Here is a 25,595-nt window from a genome sequence, read left to right on the forward strand (position 1 = left end):
CTCGGCATGGTTTTTCTGTTTCGACGTGCTCAGGCTTGCCTTTTGAGATTATTGCCCTAAATAGGGGATACGTTGGTGAAGGCCCGCAAAATGTTGCCGCTATGACGGCTTTTTCGGTTTTTAACCCTAGGTCTGGCCGGAAAGGCTTGACGTAACGGGAAATAGCGGGAATCACCATTTCAGGAAAAGTAAGGTGGAATGGACCTTGGCGGATCGAAACTGCATGAGCATGTATTTCCGGATGCAATGTCTTGAGGTTCCACCGGCATGTGCCGCGTTTAATCGGCAATTAAAGATCATTCCGTTAGGTGTTTGACGTGATTCGGGGCTGCTGCCGGAAACCTTTATGAGGTGGAGGGCGTTGGCCCGAGGCGGATAGTAGCGTCAGGGAAAGCGACGAGATAGATGGCAACCAAAGTCAAAGAAAACGAAGAAGCTGAAAACGAACGCGATGGCGCGACGGATGGGCCGCTTCTCGATCTTTCGGATGACGCGGTCAAGAAAATGATCAAAGCCGCCAAGAAGCGCGGCTACGTCACCATGGATGAGCTGAACGAAGTTCTGCCGTCCGATCAGGTCGATCCCGATCGCATCGAAGACATCATGGCGATGCTCAGCGAGATGGGCATCAACGTTGTGGAAGACGAGGACGCCGAGGAAGCTTCCCCCGAGGCCGACGGCGACGATTCCGACAGTGACGAGTCCGAAGGTGGCGAACTTGCGCCTTCCAGCGGCACGGCCGTTGCGACCGCCAAGAAGAAAGAGCCGACAGACCGTACCGACGACCCGGTGCGCATGTATCTGCGCGAAATGGGCTCGGTCGAGCTTCTGTCGCGCGAAGGCGAAATTGCCATTGCCAAGCGCATCGAGGCCGGCCGCGAGACCATGATCTCGGGCCTGTGCGAGAGCCCTTTGACGTTCCAGGCGCTGATCATCTGGCGCGACGAACTCAACGAAGGCACGACGCTGCTGCGCGAGATCATCGATCTTGAAACTACCTATTCCGGTCCTGAGGCCAAGGCCGCGCCGCAGTTCCAGAGCCCGGAAAAGATCGAGGCTGACCGCAAGGCTGCCGAAGAAAAGGAAAAGACCCGCCGCGCGCGTAACCCGGGCGGTGACGACGACGTGACCAATGTCGGCGGCGAAGGCTTGCCGCCGGAAGAGGAAGAAGAGGACGACGACGAGTCGAACCTGTCTCTTGCCGCTATGGAAGCGGAACTGCGTCCGCAGGTCATGGAAACGCTCGACACGATTGCCGATACCTACAAGAAGCTGCGCAAGCTTCAGGATCAGCAGGTCGAGGCGCGTCTTGCCTGCACGGGTACGTTGTCCACCGGTCAGGAGCGTCGCTACAAGGAGCTGAAGGATCAACTGATCACGGCGGTGAAGTCGCTGTCGCTGAATCAGAACCGCATCGACAGCCTTGTCGAGCAGCTCTACGACATTTCCAAGCGTCTGATGCAGAACGAAGGCCGTCTGTTGCGTCTTGCCGAATCCTACGGCGTGAAGCGCGACAGCTTCCTGGAGCAGTATCACGGCGCGGAACTCGATCCGAACTGGATGAAGTCCATTGCCAACCTTGCAGCCAAGGGCTGGAAGGAATTTGCGCGCGAAGAGAACAACACGATCCGCGATATCCGCCAGGAAATTCAGAATCTGGCACAGGAAACCGGTATTTCGATCGCCGAATTCCGCCGCATCGTTTCGATGGTGCAGAAGGGTGAGCGCGAAGCACGTATCGCCAAGAAGGAAATGGTGGAAGCCAACCTTCGTCTGGTGATCTCGATTGCCAAGAAGTACACCAACCGCGGTTTGCAGTTCCTCGATCTCATTCAGGAAGGCAATATCGGCCTGATGAAGGCGGTAGACAAGTTCGAGTATCGTCGCGGCTACAAGTTCTCGACCTATGCGACGTGGTGGATTCGTCAGGCGATCACCCGCTCGATTGCCGACCAGGCGCGCACGATCCGTATTCCAGTGCATATGATCGAAACGATCAACAAGATCGTTCGTACATCGCGCCAGATGCTGCACGAGATCGGTCGCGAACCGACCCCGGAAGAGCTGGCTGAAAAGCTGGCGATGCCGCTCGAAAAGGTCCGCAAGGTTCTGAAGATCGCCAAGGAGCCGATTTCGCTTGAAACGCCCGTGGGTGACGAAGAAGATTCCCATCTCGGCGACTTCATCGAGGACAAGAACGCACTTCTGCCGATCGACGCTGCCATTCAGGCGAACCTGCGCGAAACGACGACCCGCGTTCTGGCATCGCTGACGCCACGCGAAGAGCGCGTGCTGCGCATGCGCTTCGGTATCGGCATGAACACTGACCACACGCTGGAAGAAGTTGGCCAGCAGTTCTCGGTAACGCGCGAACGTATCCGTCAGATCGAAGCCAAGGCGCTGCGCAAGCTGAAGCACCCGAGCCGTTCGCGCAAGCTGCGCTCGTTCCTCGACAGTTGATCGGCCTGCTGCCAAAATTTCAAAACCCGGTCAGACGATGGCCGGGTTTTTTGCTTTCGTGAGGTTTTCGGTTTTCATGCCGGAACTGCCAAGAAAATCCTTGGGGTCAATATCGCCCCAACCCTTCGCGCGAACCCTGCTTTGGCCGCTTGAGAACTGATGCCTATGGAAAGACGCTCGAAACAGAACATGCAGCAAGTGATGTGGGTCGTCCTGGCCTCCGTGCTGATGCATGGTTTGCTCCTCGTGACGCTCTACCGTTATGGCAACTATCAGATTTCGACCTCTTCTGAACCTGAGAGCGTGAGCGTGGAACTGGTAGAGCCTCCTAAAGAGAAGCCGCCTCCAGAAGAGAAGAAAGCGGAAGAAACGAAGAAGGCGGAAGAGGCGAAGAAACCCGAGCCGCCGACTCCGCCGCAGGAAAGTCCGAGGGCTTCGAGCCTTCCAAGCGTTGCGATTCGTCCGGACAAAACGCAGCTCGATGCGCGCGATGAGCCAGGCGAGCAGACGGATGAGGGTGGGCAGGAAAAGCCTCAGCCGACAGAAGCGGTCGACGCAGGCGCTGAAAACGCGCAGTCCAACATCGAAAACAGTCAGGAGAATTCTCAATCCTCTCAGATGCCGGAGAAGCTGGATGTCACAGGGATGCCAGCCAATGCTGCCGTCGGTGAGATACTAGCCTCTGATAAGCCGAGCGCTCAGGATCAAGTGGCCACCGCTATACCGCTGCCGAGACCAGAGACAGAAGATCGAAAGTCTGGACAAGCGCAAGCGCCGACCTCCGGTGAGGGGAACCCGCAACTGAAACCTGTGAAGAAAATACTGGCGAGCGGTAAACGTCCGCGTCCCATGCTTCGCCAGATCATGGGCAAGTTACCTCCGCAGAAGCGTGTCGAGCAATTGTGTGTAGCGGAGACGATGGCTCAGATCGGACGCAGCCGCGGACCTTATGTCGGACTACAACCTCACACACTGAAGAATTACCCGATTTCGGGCAATGTCATGGACGCGAAGGGCGCCTTTTACACTGGCGCTCAGTGGATATCGGTCTACTACCGGTGCGTCGTCGATATCGACAAATATATCGTGACCGATTTTCGTTTTCTCATCGGCGATCCGCTCACCTCCGATGACGTCAAGCGGTTGAAGCTTCCAGGCGGCTGACCGTCGTATCGTGAAGCAGACATGCCAAACCGCGTTGTGATGCGCTTCAGGCGCTCACCTTCTTACCCACGAGTTTCCCGATTGACGCCAGAAGAGACGCCTCGTCATAGGGCTTGCGGATGATCGGCACATGCGCCAGTTCTCCTGGCACCATGATGCCATCGCCATAGCCTGTGGCGAACATGAATGGAATTTCGCGTCTCAGCAACTCATATGCCACCGGGATCGAGGTGTCGTTGCCGAGGTTGATGTCGAGGATGGCGACATCCGGTTCGGCCGTCTTCAGCTTTTCGAGCGCCATAGCGGAGGACGAGGACGTTTCGATATCTGTAATACCGTGCTGTTCGAGCATGTACTCCACGTCCATAGCGATGAGCATCTGGTCTTCGACAAGAAATACGTTCAACTTTTCCTCCGGCGAGTAGGCTGCGGGATCGGCTCTTCCGCCAAACTGAGTGTCGATATTTGCCTCCGCGACGCTAATTGAGGCGTGACGTGCGGGTATAACGATCTGGGCTTCCAGCCCATGGGGCAGGTAATCGATGCGGCTCTTGCCACCGAGATCATAGGGCACGCTACGGCTGATGAGCGCCGTACCGAAGCCGGTTTTGGCCGGGGGCGTTATGTGTGTGCGAGCTTTTTCCTGCCAGTCGAGAACGCAATCGCGCCGCTCGTTCAGCTGCCAGCTGACGTAAAGCTCTCCGCCAGAATGGGCGAGAGCGCCATATTTGGCGGCGTTGGTTGCAAGTTCATGCAAGACCAGCGCCATAACGGAAAAGGCGCGCGAATCGACCATCACAGCAGGTCCATCGAGCGTGATCGTCGTTTCGGGTGACCGGTGGGGCGAAAGTTCGGCCTCCAGAAGGTCTTTCAACATGCCGCCGCCTTCGCCGCGCACCACTTGGTCGTGGGCAAAGGAGAGCGCCTGGATGCGACCCTTCAAGGCCGTGACATAGTCTTCCAGAGTGCGGCCTTCCTGCGTGGGATTGCCAACCAGCGACTTGATAATGGCCAACACGTTCTTGACGCGGTGGTTCAACTCTTCATTGAGCATTCGCTGGCGCACTTCGGCGCGGGCTCTTTCATCCGCCATCAATTCGCTATGGCGAAACGCTACTTCCACCAGAGCCACACGCGTTGCCTCGGCGATCTGGCGGTCTTCCTCGGTCCAGGGCTGGGCCTGTTGATGGACAGTTTCCTTCCAGATGGCAAAGCTCTTGCGTGGAGTCAGACGATCCCCCAGAGGGCCGGTCTGGTAAGATTTCTCCGGATTGCCGCCCCAATTGAGCGTCTGGATCAATTCCTTGCGGAAGAACAGCAGGTAGTCGCTCTTCACCTGCGAGAGCGAGACCGCCATCAGACCTGCCGTCTGGCTGCTGTACAACTCTGCTTCGGGCAGGTGGTGAAAGAGGGCATGGGTGGCCCAAACCTTGCCATCGGCCACGGAATGCAACAGCCTGCCAATCTGGGGAATGGAAGCTTCCGGCGGCGTGCTTCCGACGCCATACCAGTTGTCATTCATCCAAAGTCCGACACCGTCGCAAGGCATCAGTGTTTTGAAATCGTGCAGGTTGTCCGCGAGAAGCTCTTCTATATCCGATTGATGAGTCGCAAGGCGCAGGAACCTGTCGAGTGCGGCATGGGCATCCTGCGTCGTCATCAGCTTTTTATGCTGCTTAAGCGCCTGGAGGTGCAGGGAAAAGAACTCACCGAACATTTCCGCCGCAATCCGCACCGACATTGGCAGAATACGCGGAGAATAGTGGTGACAGGCGATCAATCCCCACAACTCGCCTTCGACGATAATGGAAATCGACATGGAGGCCGAGACGCCCATATTGCGCAGATATTCGCAATGGATGGGAGAAACGCTACGCAAATGGGCATAGGAGAGGTCGAGGTGTTCTCCCGATGCATCGACGCGCGGGATCACCGGAACGGCGTCGCCCGTCGTATTGGAAATGATCCGGAGCGTGTTTTTGAGATAAAGCGTACGCGCCTGCTGTGGAATATCGCTGGCAGGAAAATACTGGCCAAGGAAGCTCTCCAGCGACGGCTGTTTTGCCTCGGCGATGACCTTGCCGGCACCATCCTGCTCAAACCGGTAGATCATCACCCGGTCATAGCCGAGCATCGCTTTGACGAGCCTTGAAGTTCGGGAAATGAGGCTGTCGACATTGTCGGCCTCGCGAATCCGATCAATCATCAACTGCGCGGTATGCAGAGGCTGGGCCTCTTCATTGGCAATCTCGAGCTCGATGATCGTGACGGATTTATAGCGATGGATGGCAATATCGAAGGCCTTGCCATTTGCCAGGCGTACACCCGGTAGAAGCGCTGCGCGGTTGCTGCTTGCCGTCACCGTCAAGGCGTTGCGCAGATCGTGGACGACCTCGTGACCGAAAATCTCTTCTGCCTGTCTTCCAGACAGATCGCCGGAAACGCCGAGAAACGCCTCGCAGTTTTCAGAATAGCGCAGAATTGTGCGCATCGCATTGTCGCAGACGAGAAGACATCCATGAGGCTGAATGCTGCCAGGAATATGGATCGGTTCTTTGTCACAGTTCGTGAGATCGACCTTTTGGTCTAAAGGCATCATGAGTCAGTGTTCCGAGCGCAGTGTTGTACTGAACTGCTGGTAGACCGCACTTCGGTTCGAAGATTGAGTCAGGCCGAAGTAACGGGTTGTATCTCTTTTTTCAAAAGAGGGTGCAAAAATGCCGGAGCAGCTGTCTTGCATTTCGTAGGATGTGAATATTCCAAGTTCTTCTGCGCTTGCAAGGCATTTCATAGATCGTCTCGTTCGTGGTGGAGTGCGCACATCACGCGCCGACTTTGCCCCATAGTTCGTAATAACGCCGCGCCTTTACTTTGGTTCCTACAGGATAAACGATAATGCCACAGAAAATGATCGAGCTCTCAACACGGGGACAGGGTCTCTACGAGTTTACCGATGAAGCCGCGCAATTCGTCAGGGGCGTCGGGATCGATGAAGGGCTCTTGACCGTCTTCGTTCGGCACACGTCATGTTCGCTGATCATCCAGGAGAATGCCGATCCAGATGTGCGGCGCGATCTGAAGATGTTCTTCTCCCACCTCGTGCCACCCTCCAGCGATCCGGCGATGAGATGGGTCGCTCATACGATGGAAGGGCCAGACGATATGCCTGCGCATATCAAATCGGCGCTGACGCAAGTTTCCATCGGCATTCCCGTGGCATCCGGGCGGTTGGTGCTTGGCACATGGCAGGGTCTTTATCTTTTCGAACACAGGGATCGCCCGCACCGGCGCGAGGTGGTCTTGCATATTTCTACATGAGGATTTGCTGAACCATGGGTGAATAGCCGGTTCTGATAACGTTCAGCCGCCATTGTTTAGTTTCTCCTCATCGGTCGGGCGAGCGTGCCGGACCTCAGTGTTTAGAAATGGAGCAAGTCCCATGATTGGCAACTTTGTAAAAGCAGGTTTGGCAGCGCTGATTGCGCTTGGCGGTCTAGCGGCCACAGCCTCCAGCGCCTCTGCGGATGGTGTCCGCTATGGTATCTACGTTCAAGATGGCTATCGTCACGGTGGGCATGGAGCCCCAGGCTGGGGTCGTCCGGATCGCGGTCGCGATCGCTGCTCACCATGGCTTGCGGAAGAGAAGGCAAGCCGCATGGGCATTCGTCGCGCTCGCGTTGTCGATGTTTCGCCGCGCCGCGTCGTTGTCGCCGGCTTCGATCGCTACGGTCGCGACCGCGTTGTGTTCGCCAATGTTCGTGGTTGCCCGGTGATCCGTCGCTAGTTCCTGATCGCTGATCCGATCAGAACAATTCCCCCGCCATGAGAATGGCGGGGCACTTTTGTTTTGGCCGACGTTTCAGCATCGAGGTTAAAGAAAGGGCGCGCTTGGACGGCGCGCCTTTTTTGACTTATTGCTCGATGGCGAACGTCACGTTGACGTTGACGACATAGGTGTTCTCGCCTGCTGCAATCGGCACGCTGTCTTCCTTCTGCATGGTAGCGCGCATCATCGGCGCAGGGACAGCCAGCGGGCGAGGGCTGTTCTCGCTGATCTCGAGAACGCGTCCGACCTTCACACCGGCTGCTTCGGCCAGCGTCTTTGCTTTGGCGACGGCGTTCTCCACCGCCTTCTTGCGTGCGTCGGTGAAGACTGCTTCCGGGTTGTCGTTGGTGAAGGTGATATCGCCGCCCTGGTTGATGCCGAGCTTCACGGAGCTGTCGAGGATCTCGCCAAGCTTCGTCAGGTCGCGCACACGAACCGTCAGCCCATTCGTTACCTGGTATCCGGTGATTTCCGGCGGGATATAGACCCCGTCTTTCGGCTCGAACTGCTTGTAGACCGGCTGAACCGAGAAGTTGGTGGTCTGCAGATCGCGGTCGGCAATGCCAGCCTTTTTCAGCGCCGCTTGTACCTCGGTCATCGCTTTGTTGTTTTCGCTCATCGCTTCGGCAGCCGTTTGCGCCTGTTTCAAGACGCTGAAGGAGAGGACAGCCATGTCCGGCGCGGTGGAGGCGTTTCCTTCGCCGGAAACCGTAATCGTCGCTTCGCGTGGCTTTGTTTCTTGCGCGAGGGCTGCAAGAGGTGCAGCGGCAGCAAGAGTGAAGGTGCCGATGGCAATCGAACGAGCCAGTCTGGATACCATGAAAATTTCCTCTGTTGATGTCCCTCTACATCCTATGGCTTTAGATTATGAGACTATTACGGCATAGATTGTGTCAGCCGATTTTCAACGACTTGTCGCACCGGAAAAATTGCGTTAGAGCGAGACCCACGCACCGGCTGAACCATTGCAGCCCTGCGCATCGACGCGTTTTGCATCGAAGGGCCTGTAGCTCAATGGTTAGAGCCGGCGGCTCATAACCGCTTGGTTGGGGGTTCGAGTCCCTCCGGGCCCACCATTCTTTAAAAATGATTCCAGTTAGCCACGCTCGGCTCTACGCATGGGCATTGTGTCGATGAGATCGAAGATTTCCACGCTCTCGACGATTCGGTCGCTTCGGAGCTTTATTCCACCATCCTTGCCTACAAGGACTATCTGGAAGCGCTCACCACTGACATTCGCATCTTTCCTGATCGCAGCGGCGTTTAGTCCGGAGGCGTTGCCATGGACGGGGAGGGCTTCACCTCCTGATACCCGGATGACGACCAGATCACGGTCTTCTAGCTCTTCCTTTTGACGAGCGAGAAGAGCGATTTGCCGGTCCAGCGTTGGTTCGGCCGAACTGCCGAATACGATGATAACGCGGTTTTTCCACTTGAGCTCGGAGAGGCTATCCATGGCGTTCACCTGTGATGCGCTGAATGCGACAATAGCCGCGGCGATAAGTCTGTTCATCTTGAGATATTTTCCCATTCAAGGAGATAACGGTCAGGGTGGAAAATGGTTCGTCAGGGGCTCACTGGAGACGCGTTCCGGCGATTAGGTGTCAAAGAACGGATGGTGCTTGATCAAAAATCTAAAGTGGCGTGGTGACCAAAGACTTGCTTTGTTGCCAAACGGATAGCTGAACCAGCGGTTTCGTAGAGGCACTAGCGTTGGACTTTCAGTATCCACCTTTACGGGACTATAGCGCCTTGTTAAAGCTTCTGCGGGGAAGCGGGGCATGACAGCATGACAGTGTGGTACTATGCCGTTGGACAGGAGCGAGAGGGGCCTGTCAGCGAAGATAAAATCCGCGATCTGATTACAGGCGGTACGATCACCCGCGATGCTTACATTTGGCGCGATGGCATGGCGGACTGGGAGATCGTTGGTACCCATCCGGAATTCTCGGATGCTTTCGTGACGCCTCCTCCAATTGCTGGCGTAACGCCACCTCCGCTTCCATCGAGGTCTCAGCGCACGGAACCAGCGCAAGCCCCCTCGGAGCCAGTTCAGCCGGAACCGGTTTCTGCTCCTCGCTTGCGTGCCTGGCCCCGCTTTTGGGCGCGAATGTTTGATTTGCTGCTGATTGCGCCGTTACTGTCCACCGGTATCGTAGCCGCCTCAGTCTTATATGCCCCGCATCTGTACATGATGTTCGTCACATATGAATTTCTGTGGGGTTTCATCATTACTCCACTTGTGGGGTTCGTGCTGGCGGTGCTCATGGCGCTTTTCGGCAATACTCCAGGCAAGGCCATCTTGGGCGTGCGGGTTCCCGTTCCGCCGCAAGCCAATCGATTTTTGTTCTATGTTAAACGCGAACTCAAAGTGTGGTTCTGGGCCTTTGCTCTTGGCATGCCGGTCGTATTCCTGATTACCTTCGCCGCCCAATATTGGCGTTTGGCCACAGGTCGTCCAGCTGTCTACGATCAGCGCAATCCACCTGTTATCGCCAATCCGGGTAAGCTGCGTCTCACCCTAGGCATAGCGCTCGTTGCTATTCTTTTCACCGCGAATGCTGTGTGGTGGCGAGTGCAGGAAAAGGCAGAGGTAGACCGCACGGCCACCCAGTATTGGGTCAATCCGGTCACAGGAAACACGGCCACAATCAAAAAATACTGGGAACGTCTTCCAGACGACCCTGAAATCCAGAATGCGTTCATTTTCGTTGCCCGTCATCTGCTTATGGAAGGCCTTTTCAGCCATTTGGAGCTTCCTGCCGAAAACGTCGATCCACGCTTATATGCCGCCTTCTATGCGGCTCGACTGAAAAACGTCACCCTGACGTCTGACTGGGAGCCGGTCGTGATCAATCGTGTGCGGGGATTTCGGTCAAATGGTGTGAGTATCAAGGATGCAAACCAACTGGTAGAGGTAACCGTTGTCGTGGACGGTCGTGATGCGTGGCGGTTAGTGATGTTCACCGAGGGCGGCTCAAACTTGCAAACAAGCGAGCGGGAAGCCTTTGTCCATGAGTTGTTCGGGACGACTCGATAAGCCACCGATGTCCCGCCTAGACCTCACATTCAACCGCACTATAGCGAAAGCCGGCCGTCCGAGTTCCGTCTTTCAAACTTTATTCTCCGGTGGCGTTTGTCCGACGCTCAGCCGTGGCAACGAGGCGTAAAACGGTATGGCTGACTGGCATTACACCATTGGGCGCAAGCGAGGAGGGCCCGTCGACGAGAAGATCATTCGCAGGCTCATCGAGACTGGTCATGTCACCCGCGAGGACTATCTCTGGCACGAACAGATGACGGACTGGGAGAAGGCTGGTCTCATTTCCGTTTTTGCCGATAGTTTTGCAGCACGGCCTCCCGGGGCTGAGACAAAACCTCTTGGCCCGGAACAGACCTTTGTACCCGCACATCCTTGGCGCCGTCTGTGGGCAAGGCTTTTCGATCTGTTGATGATGTCACCTTTGTTCACGGTTCTTGGACAAGAAATCTGGGTTGCTTACTTCTATTTCCCTGGAAAACGACCCGGTCATATCATTGGGGCATTTATCCTGTACCTGATGCTGATCACTCTCGCCGCTATGATACCCGCATTCTGCTTGGCATTGTTCGGTACGACGCCGGGCAAAGCCATATTCGGCGTAAGGGTGCCCACGCCTTGTAACGGTCTTCGTCTGCGCTTCACATATCACTTCCACCGTGAGTACAGGGTGTGGTTTTCGGGTTGCGCCTTGGGTATCCCCCCATTGTTCATCTTGACGTTCCTTTTCCAATACAGTCGGCTGAAGGCTGATGGAGTCGCGGGCTATGACATGGAGCGGCCGAGGGTAGTGGCCGTTCGGCCAAGCCGCGTCGCAGCCTTAATCATGGTGCCGTTTATGCTGCTTCTTGTTAGCGGTGCCGTTGTTAATGTGAGCAAGCCCCGCTTCGACAAAAGGACCAATGCGAGCCATAGCACTCTTCCCATTTCTTCTTCTGGAGGTGTCCCGGTTGATCGAATGGTCGTGCCGAATTTGACGCTGACCGATTCGACCAGAACATGGGTCAATCCCAAGACGGGCAGGGGCGCCAGGATCAGCGAAATCTGGGAGCATGTCGCTAATAACGATCCTACCGATCATGACACGTTCATATTCAGATCCAGGGAACTGAGGATGGTGGCAATGTTTGGCTCCGATCTTATTGTCGATGAGGACGTCGATCATACGGCTTATCTGAAGGATCTGGAAATGCAGTTTTCTCCCCTGATAATACCACGCTCAGATTGGAGAGAAACCTATGTCAATGGGGCGCGGGTTTTTAGGTTGGAAGGAATTGCGCCACACGTGCCAGACACACATGTAGACGTGACAGTCTTCATTAGGGGGCGAAATGTATCGAGGCTTTTCACAAGCATGCGGGGGCGTTCCGAGCTGCAATTGGTGGAAAAGAAGAATTTTCTGAGCGCAATATTCGGTACAATCGATTGACTGAATGACAAGCCGTTCGTCCATTAAGTCGACGTTGCAGCATCTTGCTCTCCATACAACTTTACGTATCGATACCGCCTTGCTAGATGCTGTTGGTCGAAATGGGGGCACGAAATATGACCGTTTGGTATTACGCGGTCGGGCAGGAGCGCGAAGGGCCGGTCGACCAAGATAAAATTGAAAAGCTGATTGTCGGTGGCGTGATCGGACGCGACGCCTATATTTGGCGCGAGGGTATGGCTGACTGGCAGGTCGTCGCCGACCATCCCGATTTTGCCGCGTTTTTTCGTGTGCCGACTCCTGTGTCTGCACCGCCTGCGTTACCGCCTACACATGCTCCGGTGACGCGCGCCGAGCCCGCAACTGGTGCTGCGCAGTTGGCTTATGCACCCCGTCTGCGACCGTGGCCGCGCTTCTGGGCAAGAATGCTTGACAATATGCTTCTCTGGCCATTTCTTGAGGTGGGAAGTCGGGCCGCGATGATCACCTTCGCGCCCTATGCAGATGCACTACAAACGCTCGGTTATTCCGCGCTGTTCGGCCTCGCGGCGATGTTTGCGAGTGCCGTTTTGCTGGCGACGAGTATGACGTTGTTTGGAACCACACCGGGCAAGGCTGTCGTTGGCATCCTGGTGCCTGTGCCGGCAGGGGGAAGTGCATTCTCATTCTATCTCGCACGTGAGTTCAAGGTTTTGTTCTTTGCGTATGCTTTGGGAATACCGCTTGCGTTCATCGTGACCTTCATCATTCAATATCTGCGTTTAGCCTCTGGCCGTCCGGCCATGTATGACGAATACAATCCGCCAGTGATTGCAAACCCAGGAAAATTGCGGCTGACCGTCGCGATCATACTGGTCGTCATTGTTTTTGTGTTCGCTGTTCTCGTTAAGGCCGCGTTGCGGTAAGAGCAGAGATAGAGCCCTGAGAGTTCGATCGCCGTCTCTCCGGTTCTTCGTTTTGTTGTCACGCCGACTTTACTGCGTCTCTCTGTGCGTCTTCGCCTTTACCGCGCTATAAGGGGAGCGAAGCATGCCTTCTATCAAAGGCTTTGGGAGAGAGAAGACTGACTGACATGATGTCTCGTATTGCGGAGCGCCGTTCATGATCGTCGGTGTCGTTCTAACGGTCGCTTTGCTGTTGTTTCTCATCGCTTTTCCGCGGCATCTGAAGGCGGTTGTGGCGGCACTTGCCGTGGTCTGGGTGTGCCTTGGCAGCTGGGTGTTGTTCGACTGGATCCGCTCCGGCGAAAGGTTGGCGAAGATCATCGCCACAGCCGCCTATGATCCGACCTGCCAAGATGAGAATGCACCGATCCGGGTCAGTTTTCAGAATACCAATGACGTGGCGGTGGAGCGGCTGACTTACACGCTGCAGGGCTTCGAGCCGGCATTTCGTGCTCCTATTTCGCTCGAGTCATACCAGCCCAACGAAAGGCGTCTTGAGGCGCATGAAAGTTATGCTGCCTGCAGGCCTTTTCGGTTGCGCAGCAACGAACAGGCCGATCCGGCAAAACTGGAATGGCGGGTCACGGTTAATTCTGCGGATTTCGAGTGAGTTTTTCTATGGAGCGGCAAAAGCGGCGGTCCGCGTCGCCGCTCCATTTTTAAACGCTTGGACTAGAAGCGGGCGCCTTTTTCGGCGATCACCTTTGTCAGGCTTCCATTTGCCGGGAAAAGCGGGATGAGGCAGGCTTGCAGGGCGTGATAGATATCACCCTTGCCGGGGAAGAGTGTGTTGGCCGGAACGAGCTCTTCGGTCAGTTCCTCATGCCAGCCGCCGAATTGATGGTCGAGGAAGTTGTTCGCAATCGTGCTCCAGATGCGGCGGTAGCTGTCTTCGTAGAACTCGTCCGCGGGCAGGTGCTCATTGAGGAAGTGGGCGGCACCGGCTGCCTCGCACATGGGCCACCAGAGTTTTTCTGTCTTGGCGGGCGTGTTGTCCCAGTCGAGCGTGTAGAAGAAGCCGCCTTTTTCCCGGTCCCAGCCGAGCGCCATGGACTGGACGAAGAGTGACTTGGCGGCGGTCGGCATCCACTCGTGCTTGCGATTGCCCAGCACCCAGAGTTGTAAGAGAAGGCGTGACCATTCCAGCCAGTGGCCGGGCGTGGAGCCGGAGGGACGAAACATCTCGTTGCCGCGATAATTCTTGTCCAGCACCCAGTTCTCGTCGAAATGCTCAGGCACGCGGAAGTCCAGCGCGCCCGCTGCCCGGCGGATTATGAGATCGGCGATCCGTTCGGCTTTGGTAAGATAGCTCTTGTCGCCCGTGGCCTCGAAGGCGGCCATCAGGGCTTCGGTCAGGTGCATGTTGGAATTCTGGCCGCGATAATTCTCGATCGGCGACCAGTCTCGGTGAAACTCTTCATTGATGGCGCCGTGCTTCTCTTCCCAGAAGCGGGTTTCAAGAACCTCGGTGATGTCGGCCAACATGGCATCTGCCAGCGGATGCCCGACGACCTTGGCGGAGGAGGCGGCGAGAAGCACGAAGGCGTGGCCGTAACCTTGCTTGGTAGCGTCGGCAGGGCCGTTATCATCCACCTGCCAGAAATAGCCGCCATGCTCCTGATCGCGATGCTTGTCCCATAGATAGGTCATGCCATGATCGACGATATCGCCGCAGCCGGGGCGACCGAGAAGGTGGCCGATGGAGAAGCAATGCACCATGCGGGCTGAGGCGTGGATGCCGCGCACCGGATTGTCGGAGGAGAGGGGAGCGCCGTGCCGGTCGAGATCGAAGAAGCCGCCCTTGGGGTTGACCGCGCGATACTGGAAGAAGTCGAAGAGGCCTTCCGCCTGCTTTACCAACCATTGGCGATGCCATGGCAGCGTGCTCCAATAGGCTTTCGTGCTTTCCGTGTCGCTCATCCATTCCTCCTTTGATGCACTGGTGGAGGATACCTATATCTTTGAGGCGCGAGGGTGTCATCCGCACTGGAAATTTCGTACCCTATTTCTCGAACGGGAGCCGCGGAAGCTGCGCGATATGTTGACATAAAGATATCTTTATGTGACTTGATGACTTGCTGATTTGCACAGAATGAGGAGTAAGTGCCGATGTTGGACGATCTGTTTGGCCCTTTGGGCGGCAAACGCGACGGCGCGGAAATTCTGAAGGCGCTGAAACAGGCGGCTGAAGAGCGCATCCTCATTCTCGACGGCGCCATGGGCACGCAGATCCAGGGGCTTGGATTTGATGAAGAGCATTTCCGTGGCGACCGCTTCATCGGCTGTGCCTGTCACCAGAAGGGCAATAACGACCTGCTGATCCTGACGCAGCCGGATGCGATCGAGGATATCCATTTCCGTTATGCCATGGCAGGCGCGGATATTCTCGAAACCAACACGTTTTCCTCCACGCGCATCGCGCAGGCGGATTACGAGATGGAAGGCGCGGTTTACGACCTGAATCGCGAGGGCGCCTTTGTCGTTCGCCGTGCCGCGCAGCGCGCCGAGCGGGAAGATGGGCGCCGCCGTTTCGTCGCCGGTGCCATTGGCCCAACCAACCGCACCGCGTCGATCTCGCCAGACGTGAACAATCCCGGTTATCGTGCCGTCAGCTTCGACGATTTGCGCGCTGCCTATGGCGAGCAGATTGACGGCTTGATCGATGGCGGTGCTGATATCATTCTGATCGAAACGATCTTCGATACGCTGAACGCCAAGGCTGCGATCTTCGCCTGCGAGGAGCGCTTTGCTGCCAAGGGCATTCATCTGCCGGTGATGATTTCCGGCACGATCACCGACCTTTCTGGCCGCACGCTGTCTGGCCAGACGCCGTCGGCCTTCTGGAACTCGGTGCGTCACGCCAATCCGTTTACCATCGGCCTCAACTGTGCGCTTGGCGCGAACGCCATGCGTCCGCATTTGCAGGAACTGTCGGATGTGGCCGATACCTTCATCTGCGCCTATCCCAATGCCGGTCTGCCGAACGAGTTCGGCCAGTATGACGAAACGCCGGAGATGATGGCGGCACAGGTTGCCGAGTTTGCCCGTGAGGGTCTGGTCAATGTGGTGGGCGGTTGCTGCGGATCTACGCCGGAGCATATTCGCGCCATAGCAGAAGCCGTGAAGGGTTTTGAGCCGCGCAAGGTGCCCGAACACAAGTCCTTCATGTCGCTGTCCGGCCTCGAGCCCTTCGTGCTGACCAAGGACATTCCTTTCGTCAATGTCGGCGAGCGCACGAACGTGACGGGCTCTGCCAAGTTCCGCAAGCTGATCACCGCTGGCGACTATACGGCTGCACTTGCCGTTGCCCGCGATCAGGTGGAGAACGGCGCGCAGATCATCGACATCAACATGGATGAGGGCCTGATCGACAGCCAGAAGGCCATGGTCGAGTTCCTCAATCTGATTGCCGCCGAGCCGGATATTGCCCGCGTGCCGGTGATGATCGACAGCTCCAAATGGGAGATCATCGAGGCTGGCCTGAAATGCGTTCAGGGCAAGGCGATCGTAAACTCCATCTCGCTGAAAGAAGGCGAGGAGAAGTTTCTCGAGCAGGCGCGTCTGGTGCGTAATTACGGCGCTGCCGTCGTCGTCATGGCGTTCGACGAAGTGGGGCAGGCGGACACTTACGAGCGCAAGGTTGAGATCTGCACCCGCGCTTACAAGCTCCTGACGGAGAAGGCCGGGCTTCTGCCGGAAGACATCATTTTCGACCCGAATGTCTTTGCTGTGGCGACAGGTATCGAAGAGCACAATAATTACGGCGTGGATTTCATTCAGGCCACCAAGACGATCCGCGAAACCATGCCGCTCGTGCATATTTCCGGCGGCGTCTCGAACCTCTCCTTCTCCTTCCGCGGCAATGAGCCGGTGCGCGAGGCGATGCATGCCGTGTTCCTCTACCACGCCATTCAGGTCGGCATGGATATGGGTATCGTGAATGCGGGCCAGCTTGCCGTCTATGAGAGCATCGATGCGGAATTGCGCGAGGCCTGCGAAGATGTGGTGCTGAACCGCCGCGACGATGCGACCGAACGGCTGTTGGAAATTGCCGAACGCTTCCGCGGCGCTGGCGCCAAGGAAGGCAAGGTTCAGGACCTGTCGTGGCGCGAACTCCCCGTTGAGAAGCGGCTGGAGCATGCGCTCGTCAATGGCATTACAGACTATATCGATGCGGATACGGAAGAGGCGCGCCAGCAGGCGGCCCGTCCGCTGCATGTCATCGAAGGTCCGCTGATGGCGGGCATGAATGTAGTCGGCGATCTCTTCGGTTCGGGCAAGATGTTCCTGCCGCAGGTGGTCAAATCCGCCCGTGTGATGAAGCAGGCCGTTGCCGTGTTGCTTCCCTTTATGGAAGAGGAAAAGCGCCTGAATGGCGGCGATCAGCGCAAGGCTGCGGGCAAGGTGCTGATGGCGACGGTGAAGGGCGATGTCCACGATATCGGCAAGAACATCGTCGGCGTCGTTCTCGCCTGCAATAATTACGAGATCATCGATCTCGGCGTCATGGTGCCAACCACCAAGATCCTTGAGACAGCCGTGGCAGAGAAGGTCGATGTCATCGGTCTTTCCGGCCTCATCACGCCGTCGCTGGATGAAATGGTGCATGTGGCCTCCGAGATGGAGCGCATGGGGCTAGATCTGCCGCTTCTGATCGGCGGGGCGACGACCAGCCGTGTTCATACGGCGGTGAAGATCCACCCGCGTTACGAGAAGGGGCAGGCAATCTATGTAACCGACGCCTCGCGTGCGGTCGGCGTGGTGTCAGCACTTCTGTCGGAAGATCAGAAGCCAGCCTATATTGACGGCATTCGCGCCGAATATGCCAAGGTTGCCGATGCGCATGCGCGCAATGAACGCGAGAAGCAGCGCCTGCCGCTGTCGCGTGCGCGCGAAAACGCGCAGAAGGTGGATTGGACGGGCTATCAGCCGGTCAAGCCGCAATTCATCGGCACCAAGACATTCGAGGGCTACGATCTTGAAGAACTGTCGCGCTATATCGATTGGACGCCTTTCTTCCAGACCTGGGAATTGAAGGGTCGTTTCCCGGCCATTCTCGAGGATGAGAAGCAGGGCGAGGCGGCGCGCCACCTTTATGCGGATGCGCAGGCCATGCTGAAGAAGATCATCGACGAAAAGTGGTTCCGCCCGCGCGCCGTCATCGGATTCTGGCCTGCCAATGCGGTGGGAGACGACATCCGTCTGTTTACCGATGAGAGCCGCAACTCGGAGCTCGAAACCTTCTACACGCTGCGCCAGCAGCTTTCCAAGCGCGATGGACGGCCCAATGTCGCGCTGTCGGATTTCGTCGCGCCGAAGGACAGCGGTATTGCCGACTATGTCGGCGGCTTCGTGGTGACGGCGGGTATTGAGGAAGTGGCGATTGCCGAACGTTTCGAACGGGCCAATGACGACTATTCATCCATTCTGGTGAAGGCGCTGGCCGACCGTTTCGCCGAAGCCTTTGCCGAGCGCATGCATGAACGGGTGCGCAAGGAGTTCTGGGGCTATGCGCCGGATGAGAAGTTCACCAGTGATGATCTTGTCGAAGAAGCTTACGCCGGTATTCGCCCGGCGCCGGGCTATCCGGCTCAGCCTGACCATACGGAGAAGGACACGCTGTTCCGTCTTCTTGATGCGACGAACCAGACGGGTGTGGAGCTGACTGAAAGTTACGCCATGTGGCCGGGCTCGTCCGTGTCCGGCCTCTATATCGGACATCCGGAAAGCTATTACTTTGGTGTTGCCAAGGTGGAGCGGGATCAGGTCGAGGATTATGCTCGGCGCAAGGGTATGGCGGTGAAAGATGTCGAGCGCTGGCTTGGACCTGTTCTGAATTATGTGCCGACGGATGCGGCGAAGGAAGTTGAGACGGTGGCCTGAGTTGGGGATGAGGTTGCGTCTGACGTAGAGCGTTAGGCGTCATAACTCCTCTGTCCTGCCAGATATCTCCGCCTCAAACGGGCAGAGCCGATGCGGCAACCGCCCGCCAATTCTTAAAGTGAAATGGAAAGAGGGGCCTCGCAGCCCCTCTAAATCCTTCCAGCGCAGCAGCGCATACTCCCGCGCCAATCATATCTTACATCAATAGACCACGACGCCGCGGATGCTCTCGCCCTTGTGCATCAGGTCGAAGCCCTTGTTGATGTCTTCGAGTGGCATGGTGTGGGTGATCATCGGGTCGATCTGGATCTTGCCTTCCATGTACCAGTCGACGATCTTCGGAACGTCCGTGCGGCCGCGGGCGCCGCCAAAGGCCGTGCCCATCCAGTTGCGGCCGGTCACCAGCTGGAAGGGGCGGGTGGAGATTTCCTGGCCAGCACCTGCAACGCCGATGATGACCGACTTGCCCCAGCCGCGGTGCGAGGCTTCCAGCGCCTGGCGCATAACCTTGGTGTTGCCGGTGCAGTCGAAGGTGTAGTCCGCGCCGCCGATCAGATCGCCATTGCGCTTCGTCATGTTGACGAGGTAAGGCACGATGTCGTCGCCGACGTCTTTCGGGTTGACGAAGTGCGTCATGCCGAATTTTTCGCCCCAGGCCTTACGGTCATTGTTGATATCGACGCCGATGATCATGTCCGCGCCGGCAAGACGCAGGCCCTGAAGCACGTTGAGGCCGATGCCGCCGAGACCGAAAACGATTGCCGTCGAGCCGATCTCGACTTTGGCGGTATTGATGACCGCGCCGATGCCGGTCGTCACGCCGCAGCCGATGTAGCAGACCTTGTCGAAGGGCGCGTCCGGGTTGATCTTGGCAACGGCAATTTCCGGCAAAACCGTGTAGTTGGCGAAGGTGGAGCAGCCCATATAGTGATGGATCTTGTCCTTGCCGATGGAGAAGCGGCTGGTGCCGTCCGGCATCACGCCTTGGCCCTGAGTCGAGCGGATGGCGGTGCAGAGGTTGGTCTTGCGCGAGGTACAGGAATAGCACTCGCGGCATTCGGGCGTGTAGAGCGGAATGACATGGTCGCCCTTTTTTACCGAGGTGACGCCGGGGCCGACATCGACGACGATACCGGCACCCTCATGGCCGAGGATCGCCGGGAAGAGACCTTCCGGATCGGCACCCGAGAGGGTGAAGTCATCGGTGTGGCAGATACCGGTTGCCTTGACCTCGATCAGCACTTCACCGGCGCGTGGGCCTTCCAGCTGAACCGTCATAACTTCCAATGGCTTGCCTGCCTGAACGGCGACTGCGGCGCGAACGTCCATCCTCTGGTCTCCTTTATGTCTTTATCATTCGTGGAAGCACTTTTTGCCCGACGCGGGCCTTACGAACAAGTGCAGTTGCGGCAATTCTTCAAACTTCCGCGACCTCTGCCATCTTGAGACGTCGAGCGCTCAATCTCTCGCGCCAGATGATGAACAGACCTGACGTCACGATGATGACGATGCCGAGCCATTTGGACGGTGTTGGGAAATCCAAAAACAGCAGGTAGCCAAGGATCGTGGCGGAGATGATCTCAAAATACTGGAAGGGTGCCAGAAGCGATACGGGCGCGAGGCGAAACGCCTTGACCACGAGAAGATGCATATAGCCCGAAATCGAGCCGAGAAGGATCAGGAGAACGAGGCCATGATCCCAGCCGGGCAGGGACATGTCGAAATTGGTGTCTCCCAGTCCGTGGCCGATCAGAAGAGCGACGCCCATGAAGATCGTGCCGGCAATGCCTGCCATGGTCTGCATGACCAGGGGGCTGTCACCCTCACCAATCGCGCGGTTTAGGAAGAGGTAGAGCGTGAAGAGAAAGGCGCAGGCGACAGGCAGTAGCGAAGTGAGGCCGAAGAGTTCGAAGCTTGGCTGGATGACGATCATCGCACCGATGAAGCCGACGGCGATCGCGCTCCAGCGCATCCAGCCGACCCGCTCTCCCAGAAACAGCGCGGACATGATGGTGAGCAGAAAGGGTTCGACGAAATAGATGGCAAAGACGTCGGCGAGCGGCATGTATTTGACAGCGGCGAAGAAGGCGAGGCTTGCCGCAGCATGCAACACGCCGCGCAGCAGGTTGAGCCAGGGGCGCTTGGCATGGATCAGCGACTTTGGCGACATGAAGAGCAGCAGCGGAAGCGTGCAGACCAGCTGGAAGAAGAAGCGATAGAATGTCACCTGACCGGGGGACATGCCCTCATGCGCCATATATTTGGCAATCGCATCCATCACCGGCAGCACGATCATGCAGGCCGCCATGATAAGCATTCCACGGACGGGCTGGCTGACGCTCTGCGAAGAAGACATGCGGGGTTTCCGGATTTCGTTAGGAGGGCGATCAAGACAGATTAGAAGATTTTCAAAGCGTTGAAAGGGCGTTTTGGACTTCAACCGACCTCATGAAGCTTTCCATCACGTCGCTTTTCAACCCGTCATGCAATTTCCATGGTTTCTTTCTCGTCGAGCGTTTATAGCGGCTGAACAATATTCGATGCTTTGAGTGGAGATCCAAGTGGAACGCACCTGTCTTGCCGTCATTCTCGCCGCCGGTGAAAGCACGCGCATGAAATCGTTCATGTCGAAGGTTTTGCACCCCGTTGCCGGACGGCCGATGATCGCGCATGTGATGCAGGCGGTGTCCGGCGCTGGCGTGAGTGCTGCCGCGCTTGTCGTTGGTCGCGATGCGGAGAAGGTTGCGGATGCCGCGCGTGTCGCAGGCGTTTCTGTAGAACCTTACCTGCAGAAGGAGCGGCTTGGCACGGGCAACGCAGTGCTGGCGGCTCGCGAAGCAATCGAGAAGGGTTTCGACGATATTCTGATCGCCTATGGCGATGTGCCGCTTTTGACGGCTGAAACGCTGAACCGGGCGCGTCAGGCGCTGGCAGGGAACGTGGATATCGTCGTCATAGGTTTTCATACGGACAAACCAACCGGTTATGGTCGACTTCTCGTGCAGAATGGCGAACTCGTCGCCATCCGCGAGGAGAAGGATGCCAGCGACGACGAGCGCAAGGTCACATGGTGCAATAGCGGCCTGATGGCGATCAATGGTCGCCGGGCGCTCGATCTGCTCGACCGGATCGGCAACAACAATGCCAAGGGCGAGTATTATCTGACCGACATCGTCGAGATCGCCCGCGCCAATGGCGGCAAGGCCGTGGCCGTCGATGCGCCAGAGGCTGAGATGACCGGCTGCAACAACCGCGCCGAACTCGCCATCATCGAAAAACTCTGGCAGGAGCGGGCGCGTCATCAGTTCATGATCGACGGTGTTTCGATGATCGCGCCGGAAACCGTGTTCCTTTCCTGGGATACCAAGATTGGTCAGGACGCGCTGATCGAGCCGAATGTGGTGATCGGACCCGGTGTCACCATCGAATCGGGTGCCGTCATCCATGCCTTCTCGCATCTGGAGGGCGCTCATGTCAGCGCTGGTGCGACAGTTGGCCCCTATGCGCGGTTACGTCCCGGCGCCAATCTGGGGGCGAAATCGAAGGTCGGTAATTTCTGCGAAATCAAGAAGGCGGAAATCGGCGAGGGTGCCAAGGTCAATCACCTCACCTATATCGGCGATGCTTTCGTTGGTGCTGGCAGCAATATCGGCGCTGGCACGATCACTTGCAATTATGACGGCATCAACAAGCACGAGACGCGGATCGGCAAGAATGCCTTTATCGGCTCCAACTCTGCACTCGTGGCACCCGTGACGATTGGCGACGATGCCTATGTCGCTTCTGGGAGCGTGATTACCGATGACGTTCCCGGCGACGCGCTGGCCTTCGGCCGTGCGCGCCAGGAGGTGAAGGAAGGCCGCGCCAGCGTGCTTCGCGCCCGCGCCCAGGCCATCAAGAACGCCAAGAAGAAACCGGCGTAACCTTCTGACAAAGGTAACGAATAGACATTGAAAGTGACCGCGGTTGCGATTGCGGTTTTTGCGGAAATCGCTACGACTTCCGCCATTGAAAAAGCATCCGTATGGATACCCGACTCAGGTTTCGGATCGACGGATGCTCACCAAAATCTTTGGAGAACTGTATGTGCGGTATCGTCGGAATTGTTGGAACGCAACCGGTTGCGGAGCGCCTTGTGGATGCGCTGAAGCGGCTGGAATATCGGGGCTATGACTCCGCAGGCGTTGCGACGATCCATGATGGCGCGATGCACCGCCGCCGCGCCGAGGGCAAGCTCTTCAATCTGGAGAAGAAGCTGTCGGAAGAACCGCTTCCCGGCATTACCGGCATTGCCCACACCCGCTGGGCAACGCATGGGGTTCCGAACGAAACCAATGCCCATCCGCACTTCGTCGATGGCGTTGCCGTTGTGCATAACGGCATCATCGAGAATTTCTCGGAACTGCGTGAGGAGCTGAAGGCCGAGGGCGCGACGTTTACCACCCAGACCGATACGGAAGTGGTGGCGCAGCTGCTCGCCAAGTATACCCGTGAAGGGCTTTCCCATCGCGATGCGATGCTGACGATGTTGAACCGCGTGACTGGTGCTTTTGCGCTGGTGGTGATGTTCCAGGACGAGCCGGGCACGCTGCTGTCGGCCCGCTCCGGCCCGCCGCTGGCCGTCGGTCATGGACGTGGCGAGATGTTCCTCGGTTCGGATGCGATTGCGCTTTCGCCCTTCACCAATGAGATCACCTATCTGGTGGATGGCGATTGCGCCATCATCACCGCATCCGGTGCCGAAATCATCGATTTTTCCGGCGACCCGGTGCAGCGTCAGCGCCAGATTTCGCAGGCGACGGCCTATGTGGTGGACAAGGGCAACCACCGCCACTTCATGGAAAAGGAAATCTACGAGCAGCCGGAGGTCATTTCCCACGCGCTCAGCCACTATGTCGATTTTGCCGACAAGCGGGTGAAGGATATCGATCCGGCCATCGACTTTTCCAAGCTCACCGGCCTTGCGATTTCCGCTTGTGGCACTGCCTATCTCTCCGGCCTGATCGGCAAATACTGGTTCGAGCGCTATGCACGCCTGCCGGTGGAAATCGATGTGGCGTCGGAATTCCGCTATCGCGAAATGCCGCTTTTGCCGACACAGGCAGCCCTCTTCATCTCCCAGTCGGGCGAGACAGCCGATACGCTTGCCTCGCTGCGTTATTGCAAGGAGAACGATCTGAAGATCGGCGCGGTCGTCAATGTGCGTGAATCGACCATCGCCCGCGAATCCGACGCGATTTTCCCCATTCTGGCCGGTCCTGAAATCGGTGTGGCTTCCACCAAGGCCTTCACCTGCCAGCTTGCCGTGCTGGCCTCGCTGGCGATTGCTGCCGGTAAAGCGCGTGGCACGCTGACGGCGGCGCAGGAAACCGAACTGGTGCGTCATTTGATCGAGATGCCGCGCGTCATGAGCGAAGTGCTGAACGCCATCCAGCCGCAGATCGAAACCCTGTCTCGCGATCTCTCGCGTTTCAAGGATGTGCTCTATCTCGGTCGCGGCACCTCCTTCCCGCTGGCGCTGGAAGGCGCGCTAAAGCTGAAGGAAATTTCCTACATCCACGCGGAAGGCTATGCGGCAGGGGAATTGAAGCATGGACCGATAGCCCTCATCGACGAGAACATGCCGGTCATCGTCATTGCACCGCATGATCGGTTCTTCGAAAAGACCGTATCGAACATGCAGGAGGTGGCAGCCCGCGGTGGGCGGATCATCTTTATCACCGATGCGAAGGGTGCTGCGGCGTCGTCACTGGAGACCATGGCGACTATCGTGCTGCCAACCGTTGATGAACTCATCGCACCGATGGTATTCTCGTTGCCGATCCAATTGCTCGCCTATCACACGGCCGTCTTCATGGGCACGGATGTGGACCAGCCGCGCAATCTGGCAAAGTCTGTGACGGTGGAATGATCATCTGATCCAAGTCGACTGGGCACACGAGGCTCGGCATATAGCCGCCGTTTCGAGTGTCGCCGCGATGCAAGGCTGACGATATTGATGACGAATAATTCATGGTTCGCCTATTGCGGGGCGGAACGCCGTCCTGCATTGTCCGTTATCAACAGGCATGCTTCGGCGACTTCGCTTCATGTCTCTCTGCTGTGTCCGACGCCGAAGTCATCATGCTTCGACTGGAAATGCTCTAACATTCAGTGAGTTGATGACGGATCGCCCACTCAGAATTTCTTTCGCGACACGCCTGCGTAACAGCTTTCTGACCGGCGTTCTCATCCTCGCGCCCGTTACTATCACCATGTGGCTGGTCTGGACGTTCCTGCAATGGGCGGATAGCTGGGTGAAGCCATATATTCCAGCGCGCTACGACCCGGAAGAATATTTCAATGTCGCCATTCCCGGTTTCGGCCTGCTGATTGCTGTCATTGGCATCACCGTCATCGGTTTTCTCGGTAACAATCTGATCGGCAAGTGGATCGTCGGTTTTGGCGAATCCATTCTGAACCGGATGCCGCTGGTGCGCCCGATCTATAAAAGCATCAAGCAGCTGTTCGAATCGGTGTTGAAGGAGCATTCCAATTCCTTCAAGCGCGTCGGCATGATCGAATTTCCCGGGCCTGGCACATGGGCCATGGTTTTCGTCGCATCCGAAGCCAAGGGCGAGCTCGCTTTCCGCTTCAATGAGTTAGGCCAGGAAATGGTGGCGGTTTTCCTGCCGCCGACACCAGTTCCAACGGCGGGTTTTTTGCTGTTTGTCCCCAAAGACAAGATCATCATGCTCGACATGTCGCCAGAGGATGCTGCGAAGCTCCTTATCTCTGGCGGTCTGGTTGCGCCTGATTTCGAGCCACCGAAAGCTCTTGCTCCAGTTTAATTCGGGTTACCTGGACCTT

At 57.1% G+C, this 25,595-nt stretch carries 18 protein-coding genes and 1 tRNA gene; 13 read left to right on the forward strand and 6 right to left on the reverse strand.

Annotation, left to right across the window (positions count from 1 at the left end; translation table 11 throughout):
* Window positions 1–405: 405 nt before the first annotated feature.
* On the forward strand, window positions 406–2,460 hold the full coding sequence (rpoD, locus tag QZ869_RS03350; protein WP_296016278.1) for an RNA polymerase sigma factor RpoD: 2,055 nt from the start codon (window positions 406–408) through the stop codon (window positions 2,458–2,460).
* A 159-nt stretch (window positions 2,461–2,619) separates the two neighbouring features.
* The gene (locus tag QZ869_RS03355; RefSeq protein ID WP_296102462.1) at window positions 2,620–3,624 is read left to right on the forward strand and encodes a DUF930 domain-containing protein; all 1,005 of its coding nucleotides are present in this window, start codon (window positions 2,620–2,622) and stop codon (window positions 3,622–3,624) included.
* A gap of 46 nt (window positions 3,625–3,670) precedes the next feature.
* Here QZ869_RS03355 and QZ869_RS03360 read toward each other — a convergent pair whose 3' ends face one another.
* A complete protein-coding gene (locus tag QZ869_RS03360) occupies window positions 3,671–6,223 on the reverse strand; it encodes an HWE histidine kinase domain-containing protein (protein ID WP_296102463.1) in 2,553 nt (850 codons plus the stop codon).
* Window positions 6,224–6,519: 296 nt separating this feature from the next.
* On the opposite strand from QZ869_RS03360, the gene QZ869_RS03365 reads away from it, so the two are divergent.
* Window positions 6,520–6,942 (forward strand): secondary thiamine-phosphate synthase enzyme YjbQ, encoded by a 423-nt coding sequence (locus QZ869_RS03365; RefSeq protein WP_296102464.1) that lies wholly within the window; start codon window positions 6,520–6,522, stop codon window positions 6,940–6,942.
* Window positions 6,943–7,063: 121 nt separating this feature from the next.
* Window positions 7,064–7,408 (forward strand): hypothetical protein, encoded by a 345-nt coding sequence (locus QZ869_RS03370; protein ID WP_296078560.1) that lies wholly within the window; start codon window positions 7,064–7,066, stop codon window positions 7,406–7,408.
* A 127-nt stretch (window positions 7,409–7,535) separates the two neighbouring features.
* On the opposite strand, the gene QZ869_RS03375 is transcribed toward QZ869_RS03370, so the two are convergent.
* A complete protein-coding gene (locus tag QZ869_RS03375; RefSeq protein ID WP_296102465.1) occupies window positions 7,536–8,270 on the reverse strand; it encodes an SIMPL domain-containing protein in 735 nt (244 codons plus the stop codon).
* A gap of 180 nt (window positions 8,271–8,450) precedes the next feature.
* Here QZ869_RS03375 and QZ869_RS03380 point away from each other — a divergent pair.
* Window positions 8,451–8,526: transfer RNA gene (locus QZ869_RS03380), tRNA-Ile, on the forward strand.
* A gap of 20 nt (window positions 8,527–8,546) precedes the next feature.
* Here the strand turns inward: QZ869_RS03380 and QZ869_RS03385 are convergent.
* On the reverse strand, window positions 8,547–8,963 hold the full coding sequence (locus tag QZ869_RS03385; protein WP_296019115.1) for a DUF4174 domain-containing protein: 417 nt from the start codon (window positions 8,961–8,963) through the stop codon (window positions 8,547–8,549).
* A gap of 276 nt (window positions 8,964–9,239) precedes the next feature.
* Between QZ869_RS03385 and QZ869_RS03390 the strand changes: the two genes are divergently transcribed.
* The 4 genes from QZ869_RS03390 (at window position 9,240) to QZ869_RS03405 (ending at window position 13,473) form a co-directional block, all read left to right on the forward strand.
* Entirely contained in the window at window positions 9,240–10,490 is a 1,251-nt protein-coding gene (locus QZ869_RS03390; protein ID WP_296097337.1) for an RDD family protein, read from the forward strand.
* Between the two features lie 136 nt (window positions 10,491–10,626).
* Complete coding sequence (locus QZ869_RS03395) at window positions 10,627–11,919, forward strand: RDD family protein (protein ID WP_296019120.1); 1,293 nt, start codon at window positions 10,627–10,629, stop codon at window positions 11,917–11,919.
* Window positions 11,920–12,035: 116 nt separating this feature from the next.
* Entirely contained in the window at window positions 12,036–12,824 is a 789-nt protein-coding gene (locus tag QZ869_RS03400) for an RDD family protein (protein WP_296102466.1), read from the forward strand.
* A 196-nt stretch (window positions 12,825–13,020) separates the two neighbouring features.
* Entirely contained in the window at window positions 13,021–13,473 is a 453-nt protein-coding gene (locus tag QZ869_RS03405; RefSeq protein WP_296019124.1) for a hypothetical protein, read from the forward strand.
* Window positions 13,474–13,535: 62 nt separating this feature from the next.
* Here the strand turns inward: QZ869_RS03405 and QZ869_RS03410 are convergent, their stop codons facing one another.
* Complete coding sequence (locus QZ869_RS03410; RefSeq protein WP_296102467.1) at window positions 13,536–14,783, reverse strand: AGE family epimerase/isomerase; 1,248 nt, start codon at window positions 14,781–14,783, stop codon at window positions 13,536–13,538.
* Window positions 14,784–14,972: 189 nt separating this feature from the next.
* Between QZ869_RS03410 and metH the strand changes: the two genes are divergently transcribed.
* On the forward strand, window positions 14,973–18,746 hold the full coding sequence (gene metH, locus QZ869_RS03415; RefSeq protein WP_296102468.1) for a methionine synthase: 3,774 nt from the start codon (window positions 14,973–14,975) through the stop codon (window positions 18,744–18,746).
* 201 nt (window positions 18,747–18,947) lie between these two features.
* Here the strand turns inward: metH and QZ869_RS03420 are convergent, their stop codons facing one another.
* Together QZ869_RS03420 and QZ869_RS03425 are read right to left on the reverse strand one after the other, a co-directional pair.
* Complete coding sequence (locus tag QZ869_RS03420; RefSeq protein WP_062440438.1) at window positions 18,948–20,075, reverse strand: S-(hydroxymethyl)glutathione dehydrogenase/class III alcohol dehydrogenase; 1,128 nt, start codon at window positions 20,073–20,075, stop codon at window positions 18,948–18,950.
* An 88-nt stretch (window positions 20,076–20,163) separates the two neighbouring features.
* A complete protein-coding gene (locus tag QZ869_RS03425; RefSeq protein ID WP_296019133.1) occupies window positions 20,164–21,102 on the reverse strand; it encodes a DMT family transporter in 939 nt (312 codons plus the stop codon).
* A gap of 205 nt (window positions 21,103–21,307) precedes the next feature.
* Between QZ869_RS03425 and glmU the strand changes: the two genes are divergently transcribed.
* The 3 genes from glmU to QZ869_RS03440 all read left to right on the forward strand — a co-directional run bounded on the left by glmU (window position 21,308) and on the right by QZ869_RS03440 (window position 25,576).
* Entirely contained in the window at window positions 21,308–22,669 is a 1,362-nt protein-coding gene (gene glmU / locus QZ869_RS03430; RefSeq protein WP_296102469.1) for a bifunctional UDP-N-acetylglucosamine diphosphorylase/glucosamine-1-phosphate N-acetyltransferase GlmU, read from the forward strand.
* Window positions 22,670–22,830: 161 nt separating this feature from the next.
* The gene (glmS, locus tag QZ869_RS03435; RefSeq protein ID WP_296097325.1) at window positions 22,831–24,657 is read left to right on the forward strand and encodes a glutamine--fructose-6-phosphate transaminase (isomerizing); all 1,827 of its coding nucleotides are present in this window, start codon (window positions 22,831–22,833) and stop codon (window positions 24,655–24,657) included.
* A 250-nt stretch (window positions 24,658–24,907) separates the two neighbouring features.
* Window positions 24,908–25,576 (forward strand): DUF502 domain-containing protein, encoded by a 669-nt coding sequence (locus tag QZ869_RS03440; protein WP_296102470.1) that lies wholly within the window; start codon window positions 24,908–24,910, stop codon window positions 25,574–25,576.
* The last annotated feature ends 19 nt before the right edge of the window (window positions 25,577–25,595 follow it).

The organism is uncultured Agrobacterium sp. (genome assembly GCF_913777885.1).
Lineage (GTDB): Bacteria > Pseudomonadota > Alphaproteobacteria > Rhizobiales > Rhizobiaceae > Agrobacterium.